The 22,002-nt window shown below is 63.2% G+C and carries 19 protein-coding genes; 11 read left to right on the top strand and 8 right to left on the bottom strand.

Annotation, left to right across the window (positions count from 1 at the left end; genetic code table 11):
• Position 1: 1 nt before the first annotated feature.
• A complete protein-coding gene (locus tag NTU39_RS20515; RefSeq protein WP_150664283.1) occupies positions 2-727 on the bottom strand; it encodes a YebC/PmpR family DNA-binding transcriptional regulator in 726 nt (241 codons plus the stop codon).
• 467 nt (positions 728-1,194) lie between these two features.
• On the opposite strand from NTU39_RS20515, the gene NTU39_RS20510 reads away from it, so the two are divergent.
• Positions 1,195-2,658 (top strand): helicase HerA-like domain-containing protein, encoded by a 1,464-nt coding sequence (locus NTU39_RS20510; RefSeq protein ID WP_246184581.1) that lies wholly within the window; start codon positions 1,195-1,197, stop codon positions 2,656-2,658.
• A 137-nt stretch (positions 2,659-2,795) separates the two neighbouring features.
• On the top strand, positions 2,796-3,713 hold the full coding sequence (locus tag NTU39_RS20505; RefSeq protein ID WP_150662354.1) for a DMT family transporter: 918 nt from the start codon (positions 2,796-2,798) through the stop codon (positions 3,711-3,713).
• Between the two features lie 69 nt (positions 3,714-3,782).
• Here the strand turns inward: NTU39_RS20505 and upp are convergent, their stop codons facing one another.
• The gene (gene upp / locus NTU39_RS20500; RefSeq protein WP_150576351.1) at positions 3,783-4,433 is read right to left on the bottom strand and encodes a uracil phosphoribosyltransferase; all 651 of its coding nucleotides are present in this window, start codon (positions 4,431-4,433) and stop codon (positions 3,783-3,785) included.
• Positions 4,434-4,626: 193 nt separating this feature from the next.
• On the opposite strand from upp, the gene NTU39_RS20495 reads away from it, so the two are divergent.
• From NTU39_RS20495 to NTU39_RS20485, 3 genes are all read left to right on the top strand, one after another.
• Positions 4,627-5,406: an SDR family oxidoreductase gene (locus NTU39_RS20495; RefSeq protein WP_257958436.1), complete on the top strand. Its 780-nt coding sequence runs from the start codon at positions 4,627-4,629 to the stop codon at positions 5,404-5,406.
• Positions 5,407-5,470: 64 nt separating this feature from the next.
• Positions 5,471-5,884 carry a methylglyoxal synthase gene (locus tag NTU39_RS20490; RefSeq protein WP_150576353.1) on the top strand — a complete coding sequence of 138 codons (414 nt, stop codon included), beginning with the start codon at positions 5,471-5,473 and terminating at the stop codon, positions 5,882-5,884.
• A gap of 70 nt (positions 5,885-5,954) precedes the next feature.
• Positions 5,955-6,929 carry a quinone oxidoreductase family protein gene (locus tag NTU39_RS20485; RefSeq protein WP_257958435.1) on the top strand — a complete coding sequence of 325 codons (975 nt, stop codon included), beginning with the start codon at positions 5,955-5,957 and terminating at the stop codon, positions 6,927-6,929.
• Between the two features lie 99 nt (positions 6,930-7,028).
• Here NTU39_RS20485 and NTU39_RS20480 read toward each other — a convergent pair whose 3' ends face one another.
• Positions 7,029-7,310, bottom strand: coding sequence for a YkvA family protein (locus NTU39_RS20480; RefSeq protein WP_150664279.1), 282 nt, complete (start codon positions 7,308-7,310; stop codon positions 7,029-7,031).
• 446 nt (positions 7,311-7,756) lie between these two features.
• Here NTU39_RS20480 and NTU39_RS20475 point away from each other — a divergent pair, with 446 nt between their 5' ends.
• Positions 7,757-9,247 carry a type 1 glutamine amidotransferase gene (locus tag NTU39_RS20475; RefSeq protein ID WP_150664278.1) on the top strand — a complete coding sequence of 497 codons (1,491 nt, stop codon included), beginning with the start codon at positions 7,757-7,759 and terminating at the stop codon, positions 9,245-9,247.
• A gap of 148 nt (positions 9,248-9,395) precedes the next feature.
• Here NTU39_RS20475 and NTU39_RS20470 read toward each other — a convergent pair whose 3' ends face one another.
• Together NTU39_RS20470 and NTU39_RS20465 are read right to left on the bottom strand one after the other, a co-directional pair.
• The gene (locus NTU39_RS20470) at positions 9,396-10,556 is read right to left on the bottom strand and encodes a porin (protein ID WP_150576357.1); all 1,161 of its coding nucleotides are present in this window, start codon (positions 10,554-10,556) and stop codon (positions 9,396-9,398) included.
• 840 nt (positions 10,557-11,396) lie between these two features.
• Complete coding sequence (locus NTU39_RS20465) at positions 11,397-12,437, bottom strand: sigma-54-dependent Fis family transcriptional regulator (protein WP_257960115.1); 1,041 nt, start codon at positions 12,435-12,437, stop codon at positions 11,397-11,399.
• Between the two features lie 406 nt (positions 12,438-12,843).
• On the opposite strand from NTU39_RS20465, the gene NTU39_RS20460 reads away from it, so the two are divergent.
• Entirely contained in the window at positions 12,844-13,788 is a 945-nt protein-coding gene (locus NTU39_RS20460; protein WP_257958434.1) for a LysR family transcriptional regulator, read from the top strand.
• A 46-nt stretch (positions 13,789-13,834) separates the two neighbouring features.
• On the opposite strand, the gene NTU39_RS20455 is transcribed toward NTU39_RS20460, so the two are convergent.
• The 3 genes from NTU39_RS20455 to NTU39_RS20445 form a co-directional block, all read right to left on the bottom strand.
• Positions 13,835-14,590 carry an SDR family NAD(P)-dependent oxidoreductase gene (locus NTU39_RS20455; protein WP_150576360.1) on the bottom strand — a complete coding sequence of 252 codons (756 nt, stop codon included), beginning with the start codon at positions 14,588-14,590 and terminating at the stop codon, positions 13,835-13,837.
• A gap of 102 nt (positions 14,591-14,692) precedes the next feature.
• Entirely contained in the window at positions 14,693-16,555 is a 1,863-nt protein-coding gene (locus NTU39_RS20450) for a TRAP transporter large permease (protein WP_246184579.1), read from the bottom strand.
• Between the two features lie 15 nt (positions 16,556-16,570).
• Positions 16,571-17,590, bottom strand: coding sequence for a TRAP transporter substrate-binding protein (locus tag NTU39_RS20445; RefSeq protein WP_150664275.1), 1,020 nt, complete (start codon positions 17,588-17,590; stop codon positions 16,571-16,573).
• Between the two features lie 674 nt (positions 17,591-18,264).
• Between NTU39_RS20445 and NTU39_RS20440 the strand changes: the two genes are divergently transcribed.
• From NTU39_RS20440 to NTU39_RS20425, 4 genes are read left to right on the top strand one after another with little or no spacing between them, the layout of a single operon-like run.
• Positions 18,265-19,431: an acetyl-CoA acetyltransferase gene (locus tag NTU39_RS20440; protein WP_150664274.1), complete on the top strand. Its 1,167-nt coding sequence runs from the start codon at positions 18,265-18,267 to the stop codon at positions 19,429-19,431.
• A 28-nt stretch (positions 19,432-19,459) separates the two neighbouring features.
• Entirely contained in the window at positions 19,460-21,037 is a 1,578-nt protein-coding gene (locus NTU39_RS20435; RefSeq protein WP_257958431.1) for an acyl-CoA synthetase, read from the top strand.
• Complete coding sequence (locus NTU39_RS20430; protein WP_246184549.1) at positions 21,034-21,570, top strand: PPC domain-containing DNA-binding protein; 537 nt, start codon at positions 21,034-21,036, stop codon at positions 21,568-21,570. The genes NTU39_RS20435 and NTU39_RS20430 overlap by 4 nt, the downstream gene beginning before the upstream one ends.
• Positions 21,567-21,980 (top strand): PPC domain-containing DNA-binding protein, encoded by a 414-nt coding sequence (locus NTU39_RS20425; RefSeq protein ID WP_150664272.1) that lies wholly within the window; start codon positions 21,567-21,569, stop codon positions 21,978-21,980. The genes NTU39_RS20430 and NTU39_RS20425 overlap by 4 nt, the downstream gene beginning before the upstream one ends.
• Positions 21,981-22,002 lie beyond the last annotated feature (22 nt).

The raw sequence follows: 22,002 nt of genomic DNA, 5'->3' as shown, positions 1-22,002 counted from the left end.
CTTATTCCCCGATGACGGCGTTGGTGAACACTTCCTGCACGTCGTCGAGGTTTTCGAGCGCGTCGAGCAGCTTTTGCATCTTCACGGCGTCGTCGCCGGTGAATTCCACTTCGGTTTGCGGCTTCATCGTCACTTCGGCGACTTCTGCCTTCAGGCCAGCGGCTTCGAGCTTGTCCTTGACGGACTGGAAGTCGTTGGGCGGGCAGATCACTTCGAAGCTGCCGTCTTCATTGGAGATGACGTCGTCCGCACCGGCGTCGAGCGCCACTTCCATGAGCTTGTCTTCCGGGGTTTCCGGCGAGAACAGGAACTGACCGCAGTGCGTGAAGAGGAAGGCGACCGAGCCGTCGGTGCCCATGTTGCCGCCGAACTTCGAGAAGGCGTGACGCACTTCGGCCACCGTACGCACACGGTTGTCCGTCATGGTGTCGACGATCACGGCCGCGCCGTTGATGCCATAGCCTTCGTAGCGGATTTCTTCGTAGTTCGCGCCGTCCAGACCGCCCACGCCGCGATCGACCGCGCGCTTGACGTTGTCCTTGGGCATGTTCGCGTCGGCAGCCTTTTCGACGGCCAGACGCAGGCGCGGGTTGCTGTCGGCGTCACCGCCGCCCAGACGAGCTGCGACCGTGATTTCCTTGATCAGACGTGTCCAGACTTTACCGCGCTTGGCATCTGCCGCAGCCTTCTTGTGCTTGATGTTGGCCCATTTGCTATGACCCGCCATGAATTTCTCCGTCGTGCCGCGCTGAGCGGCGAAGTATGCTCTGCCGGCCTGCGCAGTCCGGCGCGGCCAACCGTTGAAACGGGAGCGCCCGCCACCAATGGGGTCGCGGGCGCCGATTGCCTCGCCGCCCCGTCGTCTCGCACGGATCCTGTCGGTCGCGTGGGGCATTTCGGGGCGGTGCAGTCCGAGCGGCAACCTGTGCCGCTATAATCGGAGGCAATTTTATCATGCCGCCGCACCGTGCCACGGGTGTTTGCTGCGCCGTGTCACGAGCCACGCCGCGTCTACCGCAGAGGTCGCTCATGCCCAAGAAGCCCGTGCCGTCGCAAGCGTCGTCCACCGCGACTCCAGCCGCTCCCGGCTCTTCCGCCGCAACATCCGCTGCGTCAACGAGTTCCGCTCACGAGTCCAGTGAAGGGCTGGTGATCGCGCGCAACGCGCAGCACCTGCTCGGCCTGCTGCCTGCGATGGGCAACCGCCACGGGCTCATCACCGGCGCGACCGGCACCGGCAAGACAGTGACCCTGCAAGTCATCGCCCAAGCGTTTTCGGACATTGGCGTGCCCGTCTTTCTGGCGGACGTCAAAGGCGACCTGACAGGGATTACGCAGCCGGGCGTCGAGACGCCCAAGCTCAAGGAGCGCATCGCCAACCTCGGCTTCGACACCCCCGACTGGCACGGCAGCCCCGCCACGCTATGGGACGTCTTCGGCGAGCAGGGCCACCCGGTGCGCGCCACCATCTCCGATTTGGGACCGCTCCTGCTCTCTCGCCTGCTGGGCCTGAACGAGACGCAGACTGGGGTACTTAACCTCGTCTTCAAAATCGCCGACGACAACGGTCTGCTGCTGCTCGACAGCAAGGACCTGCGCGCCATGCTCCAGCACGTGGGCGACAACGCGTCGAACTTCACCACGCAATACGGCAATATCTCGGCCGCGTCAGTCGGGGCGATCCAGCGCGGGCTGCTCACGCTGGAGCAACAGGGCGCGGACAAGTTCTTCGGCGAGCCGATGCTCAACATCGAAGACTTCATGCAGACGGACGCGCAGGGACGCGGCATCGTCAACATTCTTGCGGCGGACAAACTGCTGGCCGCCCCGCGCATCTACGCCACGTTCCTGTTGTGGTTGCTCGCGGAGCTGTTCGAGCGCCTGCCGGAAGTGGGCGACCCCGATAAACCCAAACTCGTCTTCTTCTTCGACGAGGCGCATCTGCTGTTCAACGAAGCGCCGAAGCCCTTGCTCGAACGCATCGAGCAGATGGTCCGGTTGATTCGTTCGAAGGGCGTCGGCGTGTACTTCGTGACGCAAAACCCGGTCGACGTGCCGGACACGGTGCTCGGCCAGTTGGGTAACCGTGTGCAGCACGCGTTACGCGCCTATTCGCCGCGCGATCAGAAGGCGGTGAAGGTCGCTGCGCAGACGATGCGCGCCAATCCGTCGCTCGACATCGAGACGGTGATCGGCGAATTGGGTGTCGGAGAGGCACTCGTGTCGCTGCTCGACGAAAAGGGGCGTCCGGCCATCACCGAGCGCGCCTACATCTCGCCGCCTGCATCGCGTATCGGGCCGATCACGCCGCAGGAGCGCGCGGCGTTGATGGCCAGCTCGCTCGTTGCGGGCGTGTATGAGAAAGCCGTCGACCGCGAATCGGCGTACGAGAAGCTCGTGGGCCGTACGCAGGAACGGCAGCCCGATGGCACGCCGACGCCTGCGGGCAGCGCACCCGCCGGGGCGGGTGGAGCGGGTGGAGGCGGCGGCTGGCTCGACTCTCTCGGCGGTCTGTTGGGTGGCAGCGGGTCGCGCAGCAAGGACTCGCCCGTCGAAGCGATGGTCAAGAGCACGATGCGCACCGTCGGCAGTCAGCTCGGACGCGAAATCGTACGCGGCGTGCTGGGCAGCATCCTGGGCGGCAACAAGCGCCGGTAAGGCGGATACTGACGAGGATGTGGGCGTTGCATTGAGCATTGCGCGCCCGCGTTTTCACGTTTATCGCCTCTCGCGTCTTCTTTGCCCGTGTTGCAGATCCGGTTCCCGTCAAACAATAAAAGGTCGCTCACTCGCCGATGTCCCTCAAATCTTCGCTGGAGCCGGTGCGAACCGGCGTCGCACACGATCCGCTGTGGCTGCGCGCCGCACCGCTCATCTTCCTGTTCCTGTGGTCCGTCGGTTTCACCGTCGCCAAGATCGGTCTGGAGTATGCCGATCCGCTGACCTTCCTGGCGTTGCGCTACGGGCTGGTGCTCGTGGTGCTGGCGCCGCTGGCGGTCGTCATGCGCCCGCCTTTGCCGAAGACGGCGGCTGCGTGGGGCCATCTCATCGTCATCGGCTTGCTGATTCAGGCGCTGTATTTCAGCATGACGTATCTGGCGCTGCGACTCGGCGTGTCGGCGGGGAGTGTGGCGCTGATCACGTCGCTGCAACCGATTCTGGTGGCACTGGCGGTGCCGCATCTGGTGGGCGAGCGCGTGAGCGGGCTGAATTGGATCGGGCTCGGTCTGGGGCTGGCGGGGGCGGCGCTGGTGATCGTGGCGCGCTCGGCGGTGGAGGCGACGTCGGCCGTCGGGCTGCTATTGACGTTCGTGGCGCTCGGCGCGATTACGTGCGGCACGCTGTACGAAAAGCGCTTCGGCGTGGGGCAGCACCCGGTGACCTCGAATCTGGTGCAGTACTTCGTCGGGTTCGCCGCGACGCTGCCGCTTGCGTGGTGGCTCGAACCGATGCACGTCGCATGGACGTGGCAACTCGGCCTGACGCTCGTCTACCTGGTGATCGGCAACTCGATCATCGCGATCTCGTTGCTGCTGGCGATGATCCGGCGCGGCGAGGCGTCGCGCGTGTCGGCGCTGTTCTTCCTCGTGCCGCCCTCGGCGGCGCTCGCGGCGTGGCTCATGGTCGGGGAGCATATGCCGCCGCTGGCGTGGGCGGGGATGGTGCTGGCGGCCATCGGTGTGGCGATGGCTACGCGACGCAAGGCCGTATAAGGTAGGTGCAGCAGAACGCGCCCCCAAAGCAAAAGCCCCGGCAGGACCGGGGCTTTTTTCATCGTTTCATCAGTTCTTGGTGCCGAACAGGCGGTCGCCTGCGTCGCCAAGGCCCGGAATGATGTACGCGTGGTCGTCCAGACGCTCGTCGAGCGAAGCGACGTAGAGCTTCACGCCCGGATGCGCGTCGAGCAGCACCTTCACACCTTCCGGGGCGGCCACGAGTGCGAGGAATGCGATGTTCTCGGGCGTGACGCCGCGCTTGATCAGCACGTCGACGGCATGCACGGCCGAGTAGCCGGTGGCGACCATCGGATCGCACAGGATGAAGCGGCGGTCGGCCACGTCGGGCAGGCGCACGAGATACTCGACCGGACGATGCTGCTCGTCGCGATACACGCCAATATGGCCGACGCGTGCGGACGGCACCAGATCGAGCAGACCGTCGCTCATGCCGACGCCGGCACGCAGCACGGGCACGATGGCGAGCTTCTTGCCCGCGATGACCGGGGCGTCCATCTCGACCATCGGCGTATCGATGCGCTCGGTGGTGAGCGGCAGGTCGCGCGTGATCTCGTAACCCATGAGCAGCGTGATCTCGCGCAGCAGACCGCGGAACGTGCGCGTCGACGTTTCCTTGTCGCGCATGTGCGACAACTTGTGCTGAATCAGCGGGTGATCGCAGATGAAGAGGTTCGGGAATCGGGTGTCTTGTTTCATGGCAGGCAATTTGGGGCTGGGCCGCTGGATCGCTGGATTGCTGGATCGCCGGGTCGGTATGACCCGGTTCGGCCCGCATGGCCGCGATTTTAGCCGATGCGGGCGATGCCGGTCCGGGTTTCGACTTAGAATCGCTGCAAGACGGCCGCACAGCGGCCAACGACCAACGCATCACTTGTCTTGAAGGCAGAACATGGATCTGGGAATCAAGGGCCGCACCGCGCTGGTGTGCGGCGCGAGCAAGGGGCTGGGACGCGCTTGCGCACAAGCGCTGGCAGAAGCCGGTGTCAATGTCGTGATCGTCGCGCGTACCGCCGACGCGCTGAACGCCACCGCAGCCGAGATCCGTGCGGCCACGGGCGTGAACGTGACCGCAGTGGCCTGCGACATCACCACCCCGGAAGGCCGTGCGCAGGCGCTCGCTGCCTGCCCGCAGCCCGACATCCTCGTGACGAACGCGGGCGGACCGCCCCCGGGCGATTTCCGCGACTGGCTGCGCGACGACTGGATTCGCGCGCTCGACGCCAACATGCTCACCCCCATCGAACTGATCAAGGCCACGGTCGACGGCATGATGGCGCGCGGCTTCGGGCGCATCGTGAACATCACGTCGTCCGCAGTCAAAGCGCCCATCGATATTCTCGGGCTGTCCAACGGCGCGCGCTCCGGGCTGACGGGCTTTGTCGCCGGGCTGGCGCGCACCACGGTGTCGCACAACGTCACCATCAACAATCTGCTGCCGGGCGCGTTCGACACCGATCGTCTGACGGCGACGATGCAGGCGTCGGCAGCCAAGAGCGGGCAGAGTGTCGAGGACACGCGCAGCAAGCGCGCTGCCGCGATTCCGGCGCGGCGCTTCGGTCAGCCCGAGGAGTTCGGCGCGACCTGTGCATTCCTGTGCAGCGCGCACGCAGGCTACATCGCCGGACAAAACGTGCTGATCGACGGCGGGGCTTATCCCGGCACGTTCTGAATCGCGCCACGACGCATTCATCTATCGCACTCACTGCACGCATCAGCACTCAGGACTCGCATTCATGACGGTTTCGACGGTACCCAAGGTAAGAATTGCGCTGATCGCGCACGACAAGAAGAAGGACGAGATCCTCGCGGTCGCACGCGACTATGTCGAGGTGCTGCGTCAATGCCAGCTCGTCGCGACGGGCACGACCGGCGGGCGCATCGCCACGGAACTCGGCCTCGACGTCGAGCGCATGCTCTCCGGCCCGCACGGCGGCGACTTGCAGATCGGCGCACAACTGGCCGAGGGGCGAGTGGACATGGTGCTGTTCCTGCGCGACCCCATGACACCGCAGCCGCACGAACCCGACATCAACGCATTGGTGCGTGCTTGCGACGTGCACAACGTACCGTGTGCGACCAACAGCTCGACGGCGCGTCTGCTGCTCGAACAGTTGATCGTGCGACTGGCAGCACAACCATCCGCTTGAGCGTCGACACGTTCGACGGCAGCGCCGCAGCAAGACACTACCCAGACAGAAAGGAGCGAGGAAGACAACCATGACGAAAGCCATTCGCATCGAACAGAACGGCGGCCCCGAAGTAATGAAGTGGGTCGATGTCGAAGTCGGTGAGCCCGGTCCGGGCGAGGCGCGCGTACGCCACAACGCCGTGGGGCTGAACTACATCGACGTCTATTTCCGCACGGGCTTGTATCCGCAGCCGCTGCCCGCCGGTCTCGGCATGGAAGCGGCGGGCGTGGTCGAAGCGGTGGGCGAGGGTGTGACGCATGTGAAGCCCGGCGACCGTGTGGCCTACGCGAGCCGTCCGTGCGGCGCTTACTCGCAGGCGCGCGTGATGCGCGCTGCACCGCTGGTGCGCGTGCCCGATAACATCAGCGACGATCAGGCCGCCGCCATGATGCTGCAAGGCATGACGGCGCAGTACCTGCTGCGTCGCACGTATCCGGTCAAGGCCGGGGACACGATTCTGATTCACGCCGCCGCAGGTGGCGTGGGGCTGATCGTGTGTCAGTGGGCGAAGGCGCTGGGCGCGACGGTGATCGGCACCGTAGGCTCGGATGAGAAGGCCGCGCTGGTGCGTCAGCACGGCTGCGATCACCCGATCGTCTACACCCGCGAGAACTTCGTCGAGCGTGTGAAAGAGATTACCGGCGGCGAAGGCGTGCCGGTCGTGTACGACTCCATCGGCAAAGACACCTTCATCGGCTCGCTCGACTGCCTGCGTCCGCTGGGCACGATGGTGAACTTCGGTAACGCGTCCGGCCCCGTCACGCAAATCAACACGGCGGATCTGGTGTCGCGCGGCTCGCTGTTTTTCACGCGCCCCACGCTGTTCAACTACACGGCCAAGCGTGCCGATCTGGAGGCCACAGCCAACGAATTGTTCGACGTCGTCGGCAAGGGCACGGTCAAGATCGAGGTGAATCAGCGTTATGCGCTGGCCGACGTCGCACAGGCGCATCGCGATCTCGAAGCGCGCAAGACCACCGGGTCGACGTTGTTGATGCCCTAAGGCACTTGCGCGCGGTTTGCACGTTTTGCGCGATGCCAATGAAAAAGGACGCCTCGGCGTCCTTTTTCGATTTCTGCGATGCGTGAGCGTCAGCGAGCATCAGGCCCGCTGGGTGAACACATGCGCACGCGCGTCCTCGCGCACATCGACCGGCAGGCGCTTGATGAGCCAGTGGACCACCATGCCGATCACGACCACGTCGTCGAGCAAACCGAACACCGGTACGAAATCGGGGATCAGATCGATGGGGCTGAGCAGATAGACGGCGAGCAACACCACGGCAGGCAACAGCCAGCGCGGACGGCGCGGGTCACGGGCCGCATGCCAGAGCACGCGGAAATCATGACGGGCGATTTGCCACAGACGAAGAAAACGCTTCACTTGCAGACTCCTGGTGCCAATGCGTCCGCCAGGAAGCCCCGGTCAGGGCCGGGCAATGTTGGACGCCCAAAAACAATTTCACTCTATCGACACGAACGTCGCTCAATATCAATTGAATATCGTGCAATTTGTCCCGATTATACGCAATCGACATGCTGTGTGCAGAGCCGCACTCAACCGCCGATGACATGTATTCCATGCGTAACAATGAAATAAGACATCGTTCGGCCGGGACGGTTTCATCGGCGCGGGAAAGGGGGAGTAAAGGGGAAGGAAAGGGGAAGGAAAGGGTGGTGGCGAGGCTAACGTCGCGGGGCGTGCAAAAAGGGACGTCTGGGATAGCGGTTGCGGCGGGATTGTGGCGGCGGGATAATTCCCGGGCCGACGTGGTCAATCCTACTTTCCCCCCTTCGTCCACCTTTTTTCGGACGCACCCAAACGCCATCATGACCGACGCTCAAGATCCGAAATCGCCGCAGCAGCCGTCCAAGCCCGAATCCGATACGAGTAAGAGCGCAACCTCGCCGACGGCCCCGGCCGCCCCGGCACACGAATCTGCAAAACACAGCGACTCACCCGCGGACTCGCCCGCGACGCGTTCGTCCGAGTACGTGGCACCCGCGTCGCCCGCGACACCGCGTCCCACGGCAAAGCCAGTCGCCGGTACGGCCGAAGGTTCGGGCGATATGCCGCCTAATCCCGACACGCTGACACGTCCTGCGCCGCCTGCCGAGCAAGGCAGCGCGGTGCGATCCGATGGGTCGGACGATTCGAAGGCCGAGACACCCGCATCCGGTGCGCCAGCGGCCAAGCCGGCTGCGCCTGCCTCGGCGGCCGAAGTGGCGTCCGACCGCAATCCGATCGGCTCCCCCGTTCCGAAATCCGGCGACGACGTTAAGGCGGCCGGTGTGGGGAGTGCCGGGGGCAACATCGGCGAGACGGGGGCAGGTGCCGCCGGTGGTGCGGGCGGCGGTGCAGGCGGTGGTGAGCCACCGCATCAGCCGTCGTTCGGCGCAACCGGGCCGCGTCCTGGCAGTCCGGCGTCGATGGGCGGTCAGCCGTCGTACTTGCAGGCGGGCGACTCGCCGTGGTCGGTGCTGCGCCGGATCATGTCCGCGCGCTTTCGTGCCTGGTACGACCGCGCCGGTCAGCGCATTACGCAACGCACGCTGAAGATCGGCATCTCGGCGCGTATCTTCCATCCGGAACCCGGTTCGAAGGGATTGCGCAGCAAAACGCTGCAATACCTGGAAGAGTCGATTGCGCACTGGGTGATGTCGCGCGATGTGCTCGTCTTCATGATTCCGACGGTGGACACGCAAGGCTTGCTTCACCCGAGCCACATTCGTCTTCACGATTACGCGAAGCACCTCGACGGGCTGGTCTTGCAGGGCGGGGCCGACGTCTCACCGCTGACCTATTCGGAAGTGGCGACGCGTCACGAATGGCAGGGCGACCGCATGCGTGACATGTACGAACTGGAATTGCTCCATGAGTTTGTCGAGCAGGGCAAGCCGATTCTCGGCGTCTGCCGTGGCTGCCAACTGATCAACGTGGCGTTCGGCGGCACGTTGCATCAGGACATTGCGACGGATTTGCCCGAAGCGATCCCGCACGTCACGGAAACGTACGAACACAATCGTCATACGCTCACATTCCCGGAAGGGTCGTCGCTCGCGCAGATGCTGGCGCCGGTCGATGTACCGATCGTCAACTCGATTCACCACCAGTCGGTCAAGACGCTGGGGCGCGATCTGAGCGTAGAGGCGGTGTGTGCGGAAGACGGTGTGGTGGAGGCGATTCGCTACCGCAAGGCACCGTTCGTGATGGGCTTGCAGTGGCACCCGGAATTCCACCGCGCAGGCGGTCCGGAGTTTCTGGATTGCACGCCGGTGCTGGACAACTTCCTGCGTGCCGCACGCGAGACGCGTTTCTGATGTGACGGGCCTGGGGCGGCGCTGTTCTACGCAGCCTCGTAGCGCCCAGATCATACGTTGATGCAATAAAAAATGGCAGCCCGAAGGCTGCCATTTTCATGTCAGGAGCACCGCGATACGACCGTCGGTGCTCACGCCACTTCGATGCTTAGAAGCGGTGACGGATGCCCGTGCCCACAACGGTTTGCGAGCTGGTCGACGACATACCGCCGGCAGCGCCGACACCGGCTTGGAGGCCCGTGCCTTCGTTGTCGGAGATGTGCTGGTACGAACCCGTCAGGTACACATCGGTGCGCTTCGACAGACGGTAGTCAGCTTGCAGCGTAACGGTGTGGAACTTCGGCTTCTTGTCCGTCGAATCTTGCTTGGCCATCGTGTACGTGTACGCGGCCGACAGCGAGACTGCCGGGGTCAGCATGTAGCGACCGTTGACTTCGAAGTTGTCGAACTTCAGGCCGTCGTTGCCGAAAGCAACTGCGGTGCTGTTGTAGTTCAGACCCGTCAGACCTTGCAGTTGGGTGTGGGTGTACACCAGGCCGACCGTTGCCGGGCCGAAGGCGTAGTTACCACCGATACCCCAGACGCGTTGCTTCGACGACTGGAACACCGAATCACCACCTGCCGACGTGTCGACAGCGCCCGTGCCGTTGTTGTTACCCGGATTGCCTTGACGCTCCAAGTAAGCAGCAGCAACCGTCAGCGGGCCGTTTGCGTAGTTCACGCCGGCGCTGAATGCACGGTTGTTGGCGAAGTCACCAGCCTTGTTCGAGAAGCCATACAGGCCGCCGAACGTCAGGCCGTTGTAGTTGGCGCTCGAGTACTTGACCGAGTTGTTCACACGGAACGAGTTGTTCGTGTTGTCGTTGTCATACGGGTGCGAAGCGATCGTGCCGCCGAACGACGAACCGTTCAGGGTCAGCGGTGCCAGGTAGTCGACCAGCGAGTCGTACTGACGACCGATCGTCACAGCGCCGAAGCGATCGTTTTGCAGACCAACGAAGGCTTGACGACCGAACATGCGGCCGTTTTGGCCCGACGTGCCGTTGTTGATCGAGAAACCGTTTTCAAGCACGAAGATGGCCTTGTTACCGCCACCCAGGTCTTCCGAGCCCTTCAGGCCCCAACGGCTGCCGTTGACCAGGCCGCTCGTTGCACGGAAGTTCTTCGAACCCGAAGCCGACGACGTCGTCGAGTTGCTCGTGTAAGCGACGCCAGCGTCGATCAAGCCGTACAGGGTGACGCTGCTTTGAGCGTGCGCGGTCATCGAGAACGCGCCGACGACGGCAGCGGCAAGAAGAGTTTTTTTCATGGTTTAAGCTCCAGTAACGTGACACGAATCGCAGAATTCGCGTGTAAACAGAACGCGGCGAAACAGAACATGTCGAGGTGACGATTCATCACGCTTCATCACTCGCGGACCCGTACAGCTATCGGCACTGCTCTGTTGACAGGGGGCAGTGTATGAGTCACCGCTACTCCCGCCTATTTCAGAATCCGCAAGAATCTATTTCAGATATGAAAAGAATCTGTGAGACACGTCCTAAAGCGTTGTCGGACAAGGGATTGGCTTGATTAAGCGTAGGCGAGAAATCGCGATGCAAGCGATGTGTGTTGCGCTCGGGACACAGTGTGATGTGCAAGTGAAAGCGCGCGCGAAGCATTGCCAGCACTGGTTTTGCGCGCGACATGCATGTTCGCGTTAAGTTCCATCGCAGTGAATGCACGCGGCGGTGACGGCTCGCGCGCCCGATGCGTCGCGAGAAAAGTGCGATGTGAATTTGTGTGAAGAAGTGAGTGCGTTGCTGTGATGTGCGACGTCGCTATATAGAGAGCGATTCATCGCCATGTCAGGTGGCTGCCATCTCACTGTCATGGGGCTCACGTACTCGCGCGTATTGAGCCATTTCTGAGATATTGGCAAGCGCGTGAAATCGTCGCGTGCCAAAAAGGCCTTTATTTATGGGGTTTTACGGACTATTGCGAGTCGCCGAATAATTCATTGCGTCGAATGATGACAATGATTTTCGCGTGCGCACCTATACTACGTTTCGCGAGAAGTAGACTTTTGCGTTGAGTGAAAAGTCTCCAAACCTTGGCGCGGCCTCATCGGCCGCGCTTTTTTTTGCCCGCGATTTTCGTGTAGGAAAAACTAGGCGTAATGCCTTGTGCTGAGCGCTTCACCGCAATCGCGAACATGCGGAATGCTCAACTGCTTGAGCTTGCGATACAGCGATGCGCGACAGAATCCCAGCGTGCGCGCCGCCGCAGAAATGTTCCAGCGATGCTGTGCGAGTGCTTGCAGAATGCGCTCACGTTCCTGATCGTGCGGCGCGTGAGCATTGTCATGTGCACGATATTGCGTGTGCGAAGCAATGCTGGCGGCATAGGACGTTTCCTCGATCCGAGCGTCGCGCGCTTCCTCGTGGTGATTCACCGGAGGTGTCGAGTGCAATGCACGCGACGACGCAAGTTCTGGCGGAAGATCGTCCACACACAAACGCTCCCCACTCATCACGGCACAGGCGTACCGCAGTGCCGCGCGCATCTGACGCAAATTCCCCGGCCACGCATGCGTGAGAAGACACGAGAGCGCGTCGGACGTCACACGCGCGAGCGCCTGATCGACACGCATCCCCGGCCATTCGTCGCACAACATGCGCGCGATCAGTTCGCGCTTGTCGTCGCGCTCACGCAAGGTGGGCAGCGTCAGCACGCCGACGGCAATCCGGTAGTAGAGGTCTTCACGGAACGTGCCTTGTGCGACGGCGCTTGCCAGATCCTGATGCGTGGCACAGATCAGTTGGACATCGACCGGCACCGGCTGACTTGCCCCTAGCGGTGTGACTTCACGTTCCGATAGCACGCGCAGCAAACGCGTCTGCATCGCGTACGGCATGTCGCCGATTTCGTCGAGGAACAGCGTGCCGCCATCGGCTTGCTGCATCTTCCCTTTCATCCCCCCAGGCAACGCGCCGGAGAAGGCGCCGCGCTGATAGCCGAACAGCTCGCTCTCGATCAGATGCTCCGGCAGCGATGCCGTATTGATGGCGACGAACGCCTGTGCGCGTCGCTCGCTGTACTCGTGCAACGCGCGGGCGAGAAACTCTTTGCCAGTGCCCGTCTCACCGAGAATCAGCACGGGCAGGCCACGGTCGACGAAGCGTTTGCCGCGCGCGAGCAGATCGCGCATGCGGGCATCGGTGCCGCACAAGTCGTCGATAGCGAGGTAATCGGGGCGAAGCTGACGGGACGCCGAGGCGGGCGCGGCGGCGGCTGGCACGCGCACGACACGCTCGGCAAGCGCGGCGATGTTGTTGAATGCGGTATTGGCACTATGGGCACTGGCTGCGCCGAGGGGGGCGGCGTGGCCGACAGGTCGAGCGGGGGCGGACGCTACAGCGAGGTGAGCGGGCATGACTTGTCTCCTTCTCGTATTGGTACGAAAGGGCGCCGTCGGTGGCTTGTGGCCTGGCGATTCCTGACGTCTCTTTATGTTGCGGCTGGCTCGGGTGACCTACCGCCAAAGCAGGATACGACCGCACAGTCATAACATCCAATACAATATTGATGCGCTATTAATACCTCAGGGGTATCAAATGATCGAGTTGCGCCATTTTCAGTACTTCGTGGTGCTCGCGCAGACACTGCACTTTGGCCGCGCAGCCCAGCAGTTGCACATCTCCCAGCCGCCGCTCTCGCGTCAGATTGGCTTGATGGAGGCGGAGCTGGGGGTTCAGTTGTTCGAGCGGACGAACCGCAGCGTGCGACTCACGCGGGCGGGCAATCGCTTCTATCAGGACGCGGTAGAAATCCTCAACGCCGTCGATCGCGCGCGTCGCAACGTGGTGGCGGCCAGCCGGGGGGAAGATGGCGCGATTACGGTCGGCTTCATGATGTCCTCGGCTTACAACATCCTCCCGGCGCTTACGCGGACATACGCAGCGGCGTTCTCGCGCGTCGACATGAAACTTGCGGAGACGCTGCCGAACCTGCTGGCAGAGGCCGTGCGCGCCGGTCAGACCGACGTCGGCATCATGTATCGCCCAGAGGACCTGACCGGCCTCGACACGGCGACGGTGTTTCGCGAAGAGATGGTGGCGGTGATTCCCCGCACGCACCCGCTGGCGAAGGTGCGCGTGCTCGACGCGGCGCAACTGGCCGAGGAATCGTTCGTGAGCATCCCGCGCGAGATCGCGCCGCTCGTCTACGATCTGGTCGTCACCCACTGCCGCCGCTCCGGGTTCTCGCCGCACATCCGGCTCGAAACGAACCTTCAGCAGACGATCATCAACCTCGTGGGGGAGGGGCTGGGTGTGGCGATGGTGCCGATGTCGATGAGCAGCGCGAGTGCGTCCGGCAATGCGGTGTTCAAGCCGCTGCGCAACGCGCCGGTGGCGGAGGTGGCGCTGCTGTGGAGCCGGGACAATCACAACCCGTGCGTGGCGACGTTCGTGGAGAATGCGCGCAGTGTGTGGCGCGAGATGCAGCGTGCGCCCGGTGCGCGGCTGGTGCCCGATCTGCCGGACACCAGCGTGCTTTGAGGCTAAGAGGGCGTTGTGCGCGACGATCGCGTCGCGCCAGCCTTCCTCAGATTTCCAGAATACCGGCGGCCACGAAGCCGCCGTCGACCGGCAGGATATGGCCGGTGACATACGATGCGTCGTCCGACGCGAGAAAACTCACCGCACCGGCAATCTCATGCGGCTGTCCGTAGCGCCCGAGCGGCGTCGTCTCCGTATAGTGACGGCGCGAAACGTCCGAGTGCAGCACTTTGGTCAGCGGCGTGTCGATGGGGCCGGGGGCGATCCCATTGGCGGTAATGCCGAAGGGGGCGAGTTCGATGGCCATCTGGCGCGTCAGACCGATTACTGCCGCCTTCGACGTGCCGTAAGCCGTGCGTCCGGCACTGGCGAGAATGCCTGCGACCGACGCCAGATTGACGATCCGTCCCCAGCGCTGCTCGCGCATGAGTCGCGCGGCGTGCTGCCCGCACAGCAACGTGCCCGTCAGATTGACGGCCATGACCTGATGCCAGTGATCGAGCGGGTAGTCGAGAAACGGGAACGTTTTGGCGACGCCCGCATTGTTCACCAGCACGTCGCAGCGCCCGTGCCGCTTGGCAATCTGTGCAAAGCCGTCGGCAATCGACGCCTCCTCACCCACGTTCATGCCCAGCGCCCACGCGCGGCCACCTGACGCACTCAGCGCTGCGGCCGTCTCCGTCGCCGCACCTTCGTTCAGATCGGCCACGACAACCGTCATGCCATCCTTGATCAGACGTTCGCAAATGGCGGCGCCAATACCCATTCCACCGCCCGTGACTACTGCTACCTTCTCCGTCATGCTATGGACTCCTAAATATACTGATGGCTACAGCACGGGCCCCGCCGCCAGCTAAGCGGCGGAGCCCGTCGGTGATATCGCGAAACCGTTAGGGGGTTAGCGTTACTTCAGGAAACCGATCGAGATCCAGGGGATGAAGACCACGATGAGCAGGGCGACGAGCAGTGCGCCCATGTAGGTCCACATCCGATTGAACACTTTGTCGGGTGATGTCTTGCCGATGGCGCACGCGGCGTAGAAGCCCACGCCGAGCGGCGGTGCGAACAGGCCCATCCCCATCGAGAGAATGACGACCATCGCATAGTGCACGTCGTGAATGCCAAGCGAGCGGGCGACCGGGAACAGCAGCGGGCCGAACAGCACGATGGCCGGAATGCCTTCGAGCACGCTGCCGAGCACGATGAACACGACCATCGAGATGAGCAGGAAGCCGACTTGACCGCCCGGCACACCGTGCATCAGGCCGACGAGCTTCGCGGAGAAACCCGATTGTGTGAGCGCCCAGGCCATGGCCGTCGCCATACCGATGATCAGCAGAATCGCGCCGGAGAGTGCAGCCGTTTCCGTGAGCAGCGGATAGAGACGTTTGAAATTCAGGTGCTTCTTGAAGGCGTGAACGATCAGCCCGATCACGATCGTGTAAGCGATACCGATGGTCGAGACTTCCGTCGCTGTGGCCGCACCTTCGATCACCGCCGTACGGATCAGAATCGGCAGCGCGAGGGCAGGCAGCGCCACGATAAACGTCTTGCCGATGACGCCCCACGGTGCGCGACGTGCTGCGCTCGGCGCTTCCTTGCGCGAGCGGGCAAAGCACACGACGACGATGGCGAGCGTGGCGATCACGGCGGGCAGAAGACCGCCGACGAAGAGCGCCGTTATCGAGACACCGCACACCGCACCGATGGTGATAAGTACGAGGCTCGGCGGAATCGTCTCCGTCATCGCGCCCGTGGCGGACAGCAGCGCCACCAGGTCTTCCTGCTTCGAACCGCGACGTTGCATTTCGGGGAATAGCGCCGGGGCGACGGCCGCCATGTCGGCCGCCTTCGAGCCGGAGATGCCCGAGACGAGGAACATCGCACCGAGCAACACGTATTGCAGGCCGCCGCGCACATGGCCGAGCAGCGACGCCATGAATTCGATCAGGCTACGTGCCAGACCGCTCATCTCGATGAGTGCGCCCAGCAGCACGAACAGCGGCACCGACAGCAGCACGAGGCCGGACATGCCTTCGTCCATGCGGCTCACGACGATTTGCAGCGGTGCATCCGTCACGAGCGCCAGATAGGCGAGTGTGGCGGTCCCGAAGGCAAACGCAATCGGAATACCACCGGCCACGCATGCGCCGACGATCAGCACGAAGAAGATCAGCAAGTTGTAGTTGCCCATCGCGATCAGCGCGGGACGGCCGAGCCAAAGGGCTGCACCGAGGGCCGCGACGAATAGCACGCCGAGGCCGAACTGACGCGCACTGGAGCAGCGCGCCATGCGCGAGATCGCGGCAATGAGCATGAGTGCCGCGCCCACCGGCAGGGCAGCTGCGCGCAGCCCGTCGGGGATTTCCAGCGCGGGCGTGGTGATGTCCATCTGTTCGATGGCATGCGTGTACGCGGGCATGATGATGAGCGCAACGAACACGCACACCGTCAGCGCGGCCATGGTCTGGAACCAGTCGCGCCAAGCAGCGGGAAGTTTGTTGACGATGGCGGACAAGCGCATGTGCTCGCCCCGGTCCAGGGCGATCACGGCACCGAGCATCGAAAGCCAGATGAACAGAATCTGCGCGAGCTCGTCCGACCACGTGAGCGGATTGTCGAACCCGTAACGCGAGACCACGCCCGCGAGCAGGATGAGAGTTTCCGCCACCACCAGCAGCACGGCAACCGCCTCGGTGACTTTCATCACCGCGCGGTTGACGTGGCAGAAGAGGCGGGCGAGCGCGTGCGTCGGCTCGGCCGTCATCGTCAACGTTTCCATTTACGCGAGCTTCCCAGTGTACTTTTCCAACATGGCCCATGCTTCGTCGCCAAACTTCTTGTGCCATTCGGCGTAGAAGCCGGCGGCGCGAAGCTTGTCGCGGAACTGCTCATTGTTCGGGGCGTTGAACACCAGACCCTTCTGCTTGAGCTCGGCCATCACGCCATCGTTGAGCTTGCGCACGTCGTCGCGCTGCGCCATGGCGGCAGCGTTCACGTTGGCGGTGACAATCTCCTGAAGGTCCTTCGGCAGCTTGTCCCACTTCTGCTTGTTGGCGAGGAACCAGAAGCCGTCCCACATGTGGTTCGTCATCGACACGTACTTCTGGACTTCGTAGAGCTTGGCCGTGGTCAGCAGCGCCAGCGGGTTTTCCTGCGCTTCGACGATGTGCGTTTGCAGGGCCGAATACACTTCGGCGAAGTTGATCGACGTGGGCGACGAATCGAACGCCTTGAACATCGACGTCCACAGCGGGCTCGTCGGCACGCGGATCTTCAGACCCTTGAGGTCGGTCGGCGAGTTGATCGGACGGCTGCTCGTGGTGATCTGGCGATAACCGTTCTCCCAGATCTTGTCGAACGCGAACACGGTCGTCTTCGAGATCTGGCCGCGCACGTGCGCACCGAGATCGCCGTCCATGGCCGCCCACACCTGGCTGTAATCCTTGAACGCGAAGCCCACGCCCGAAATCTGTGCGGACGGTACGAGCGTGCCGAGAATCAGTGGCGAGAGCGTGAAGTAGTCGATGGCACCCGAGCGAATCTGGCTCAGCATGTCGCTGTCGGAGCCGAGCTGATTGTTCGGATAGATCTGGAAGTCGATGCGGCCTTTCGATTGCTCCGCGATCTTCTGCGCCATCTCCTTGGCGCGGATGTTCATCGGATGGCTGACCGGCAGGTTATTGGCGAACTTCAGTGTGAATTCGGCAGCGTGCGCCTGCGTCTGATACAACCCCGTAGCGGCGGCGGCCGATGTGGCGGCCACAACCTTGATGAAGTGGCGGCGATCCATGGTGCTCATACTGCATGTCTCCTGTTTATTGGTTTGGTGACTGCGTCTGAAGCGCAGGGCGTGCACACGTGCTGCCGTGCAACGTCCCGGCCAACTCGGAAAAGTGGCTGGCTAATCTTACGCAAATCGAATGCCAGTTCGGCATCCGAACGGGAAAACCCTTACGTTGTTAAGCATTAGTGAAATCCCGGGGGGAGTGCTGGGCGTGCGCCGTGCGCCTGTCACAGGCCTTTCATCAGGCGCAACAAGCCTTCGCGGCGATGTCTCGGGCGCGGCGCGTTTTGCTGCGCGTGCGCGACTCGGCCGAACCCAGCAAACATGCGGGTGTGACACCTGTCGCATTTCGTCGACGCCTTGCGACACTTGTCGCAAATGTCGCCGCGCCCGGTGCGACAGGTGTCGCACGCACTTCGGCGTGCGAGTCATTGTTGCGGCACAGCAAATTTGCTTCACCTGGCGTGCTTAAGAATTCACTTGATGGGCTAGTGACTCCCGCTTTACGCTTGCGTCAATTGCACAGGCGCCACAAGCGCGGCAAGAGAATGACCTCGCAACGACGACTGACCGGGCCGTCGATGTGGCAGATCGGGTGTAGCGCCACGCGCATGCAGACGCCTTGCAGGGATCTGGCATCGAAATTGCTCACCGGAGTCTGGATGACCCCAATTTTCCGGAGACACTTCATGGTTGCTGCATGCCTTACCGGCTGGGCCCACTCCCAGTTCGGCAAACTCGATAACGTCGACGCCGAGGTCCTGCTGGCCGACGTCGCTCAGGCCGCCCTCGACGATGCGGGCCTCTCGCCCGAACAGATCGATTCCATTCACGTCGGCACCTTCAACGGCGGTTTCCTGTATCAGGACTTCCCGTCGTCGCTCATCTTCAACCGCATTCCCGGCCTGCGTTTCAAACCCGCCACACGCTACGAAAATGCGTGCGCGACCGGTTCGGCTGCCGTGCACGGCGGGTTGCAATCCATCGAAGCGGGCAAAGCCACACATGTGCTCGTGATCGGCTTCGAGAAGATGACCGAACTCGCCACGCCGCAGGTCGGTGAAGTGCTGCTCAAGTGTTCGTATGCACGTGAGGAGGCCGGGATTCCCGGTGGCTTCGCGGGCGTGTTCGGCACCATCGCGCAGGCCTACTTCGACCGCTACGGCGATCAGTCCGATGCGCTCGCGCGCATTGCCGCGAAGAACCATCGCAACGGCTCGGTGAATCCGTACGCGCATATGCGTCGCGACTTTGGCTACGACTTCTGCCGCAACGTCTCCGAGAAGAACCCGTTCGTGGCCGGGCCGCTCAAGCGCACCGACTGTTCGATGGTGTCGGACGGTGCGGCTGCGCTCGTCATCTCCAAGGCGGACGTTGCACGTGGCATGCCCAAGGCGGTCGGCTTCCGCGCCGCTGTGCAGGTCAACGACTATCTGCCGCTCTCGCGCCGCGACCCGCTGGCGTTCGAAGGCGGGCAGCATGCATGGCGTCAGGCGCTGGGCGTGGCCGGGGTGTCGCTCAAGGATCTGTCGCTGGTCGAGACGCACGACTGCTTCACCATCGCCGAGCTCATCGAATACGAAGCGATGGGGCTGGCCAAGCCGGGGCAGGGCGCGAGTGTCCTCGCCGAAGGGTTGACGGAAAAGAACGGGCTGCTGCCGGTGAATCCGTCGGGCGGTCTGAAAGCGAAGGGGCATCCCGTGGGGGCTACCGGCGTCTCGATGCACGTCATGGCGGCCATGCAACTGACGGGTACGGCGGGCGACATGCAGATTCCCGATGCGAAGCTGGCGGGCGTCTTCAACATGGGCGGCGCGGCCGTGGCGAACTACGTGAGCATTCTCGAAGCGCGCTAAGCGTGCCGGGCCATCAAGGAGACGAGAAATGCTCAAGAAGGTTATGAACCTCGGCCGGCTGTTGGCCGACGTCGCACGCCGGCACCCGGACGAAGCCGGTCTGATCGTCGGCGACAACGTAGCGACGTGGGGCGAGATCGACGCCCGCGTGAACGCTGCCGTCGACGCGCTGCGCAAGCTCGGCGTGAAGAAGGGCGACAAGTTGCTCGTGCATTCGCGTAACAACTTGCCGATTTTCGAGAGCGCGTGGATTGCGTTTCGCCTCGGGGCCGTGTGGGTGCCGACGAACTTCCGCATCACCGCCCCCGAAGCGGCGTATCTGGGGCAGTCGAGCGGCGCTTGCGTGATGATTTACGACGCGGGTTTCGAAGGCCACGTCGATGCGGTACGGGCGGCGTCGCCCGCATTGCGACACGTCATCGCCCTCGGTGCGCCGCGTGCGGGCGAGCTGCATTACGAGACGCTCATTGCCGAACACATGGGCGCAGACGGGTACGAGGAGGAGGTGGAGTACGAAGATCCCTTGTGGTTCTTCTACACCTCGGGCACAACCGGCCATCCGAAGGCGGGCGTACTCTCGCATGGGCAGATGGCGTTCGTCGTCACCAACCATCTGGCCGATCTGATGCCCGGCATCACGTATCGCAGCCGCTCGATGGTCGTCGCCCCGCTCTCGCATGGCGCGGGCATTCATGCCATCGTCAACACGGCGCGCGGTGCGGCCAGCGTGTTGCTGCCGGGCGAGAAGATGGACGCGGAACAGGTCTGGCAGGCAATCGAGCGCCATCGGGTCGACAACATGTTCACGGTGCCGACCATCGTCAAGATGCTGGTGGAAGATCCGGCGGTGGACCGCTACGACCATAGCTCGCTGCGTTTCGTGATCTACGCGGGCGCGCCGATGTACCGCGCCGATCAGAAGTACGCGTTGCAGAAGCTGGGCCGCGTGCTGGTGCAGTACTACGGACTGGGCGAGGTGACGGGCAACATCACGGTGCTGCCGCCGTGGCTGCATAGCGATGACGACGATGCGCCCGATGCACGCGTCGGCACGTGCGGGGTGCCGCGCACCGGTATGGAGGTGGCGATTCTGGACGAGCAGGGGCAGCGTCAGCCGGCGTTCGCGTCGGGCGAAATCTGCGTGCGCGGTCCGGCCGTCTTCATGGGGTATCACAACAATCCGGACGCCAACGCCAAGGCGTTCAAGGACGACTGGTTCCACACCGGCGACCTGGGTCATGTGGATGCGCAGGGGTTCCTGTACATCACGGGCCGGGCCTCGGACATGTACATCTCGGGTGGCTCGAACGTCTACCCGCGCGAGATCGAGGAAGCGCTGCTCACGCATCCGTGCGTGTCGGAGTGCGCGGTGCTTGGCGTGCCCGACCCCAAGTGGGGCGAGAGCGGGCTCGCGGTGGTGGTCGCCCGGGAAGGCATGGCCGCTCAGGCCGATGAACTGCTCGGACATCTCGAAGCGCGTATTGCCCGCTACAAGTGGCCGCGTCGCTTCGTGTTCTGGAGTGCCATGCCCAAATCGGGCTACGGCAAGATCGTGAAGAAGCAAATCAAGACGATGCTCGAAGAGCAAGGAGACTATCGACTATGAAACCTGCGCTTTCACGGGTCTATCGACATGCTGGCGCCCCCACGTTACCCCGTGTGGAAGACTGCGTGTTGAGCGGGCAGCACGAACTGCGCGTGACGATCCGGACTGGTGCCAATCTCGGCGAGGCTTTGCGCGCGGCGTTATCCCGCTATGCGTACGGCGGCGGCGTCGGGCGTTTCTGTGCGGGGACCGCGCGAGGTCTGCGGTACCACATGATCGAGAACACGACGGATGCGGATCGTCCCTTCGGCTATGGTCAGCCGGTCGACGAGATGCGCGAAGTCGATCTGATCGGCGGCGCGATTACCGTGGGCCGAACGGCCGACGGCGCGACGCTGATGCACTGCCATGCGGGCTTTTCCGATCCGTCGGGCGAGTTGCATGGCGGGCATCTGATTCTCGATCACACGTGGGCCGGAGACGAGCCGGTGGTGATTCGTCTTTGTCTCTTTGCGCACGGCGGTTACGTGACGGGGGACGACGAGGAGACGCGGTTTCATCTGTTGCGTCCGGTGGCGGGAGAACTGTCATGAGTGTCGCGCTGGATGTTCCCGTCGCCATCGAGAATGGCACGTTGGGCAGGTTGGTGGTGGCACGTCTGAAGCCGAATCAGGATCTGACGGAAAGCATCGAAGCGCTGTGCGCCGAGCATTCGATTGCGCGCGCGATTGTGCGTGGTGCGGTCGGGAGTCTGATCGATGCGAGGCTGGCGTTTCGCGCTGGCGACGGCTGGCGCGAGCAGGTGGTGAACGGCCCAGGGGTGGAGATCCTCAATGTATTCGGCGAGGTGGATGCGCGTCCTGGGGCAGCGAGTGCCATGCCGATGCTGCACGGCATGGTGGCGGACACCGAAGGCCGCATGTTTGCGGGACGCTTCGTGCGCGGCGGCAATCTCTCGTTTATCACCATCGAGGTGACGTTGCAGGAGTGGTTGCCAGCCTGAGCGTGTAAGCGGTGGCAGAAAG

Origin of the sequence: Pandoraea commovens (assembly GCF_024704525.1) — a bacterium.
GTDB classification, from domain to species: Bacteria; Pseudomonadota; Gammaproteobacteria; order Burkholderiales; family Burkholderiaceae; genus Pandoraea; species Pandoraea commovens.
This window is presented reverse-complemented; position numbering and strand designations above follow the sequence as displayed.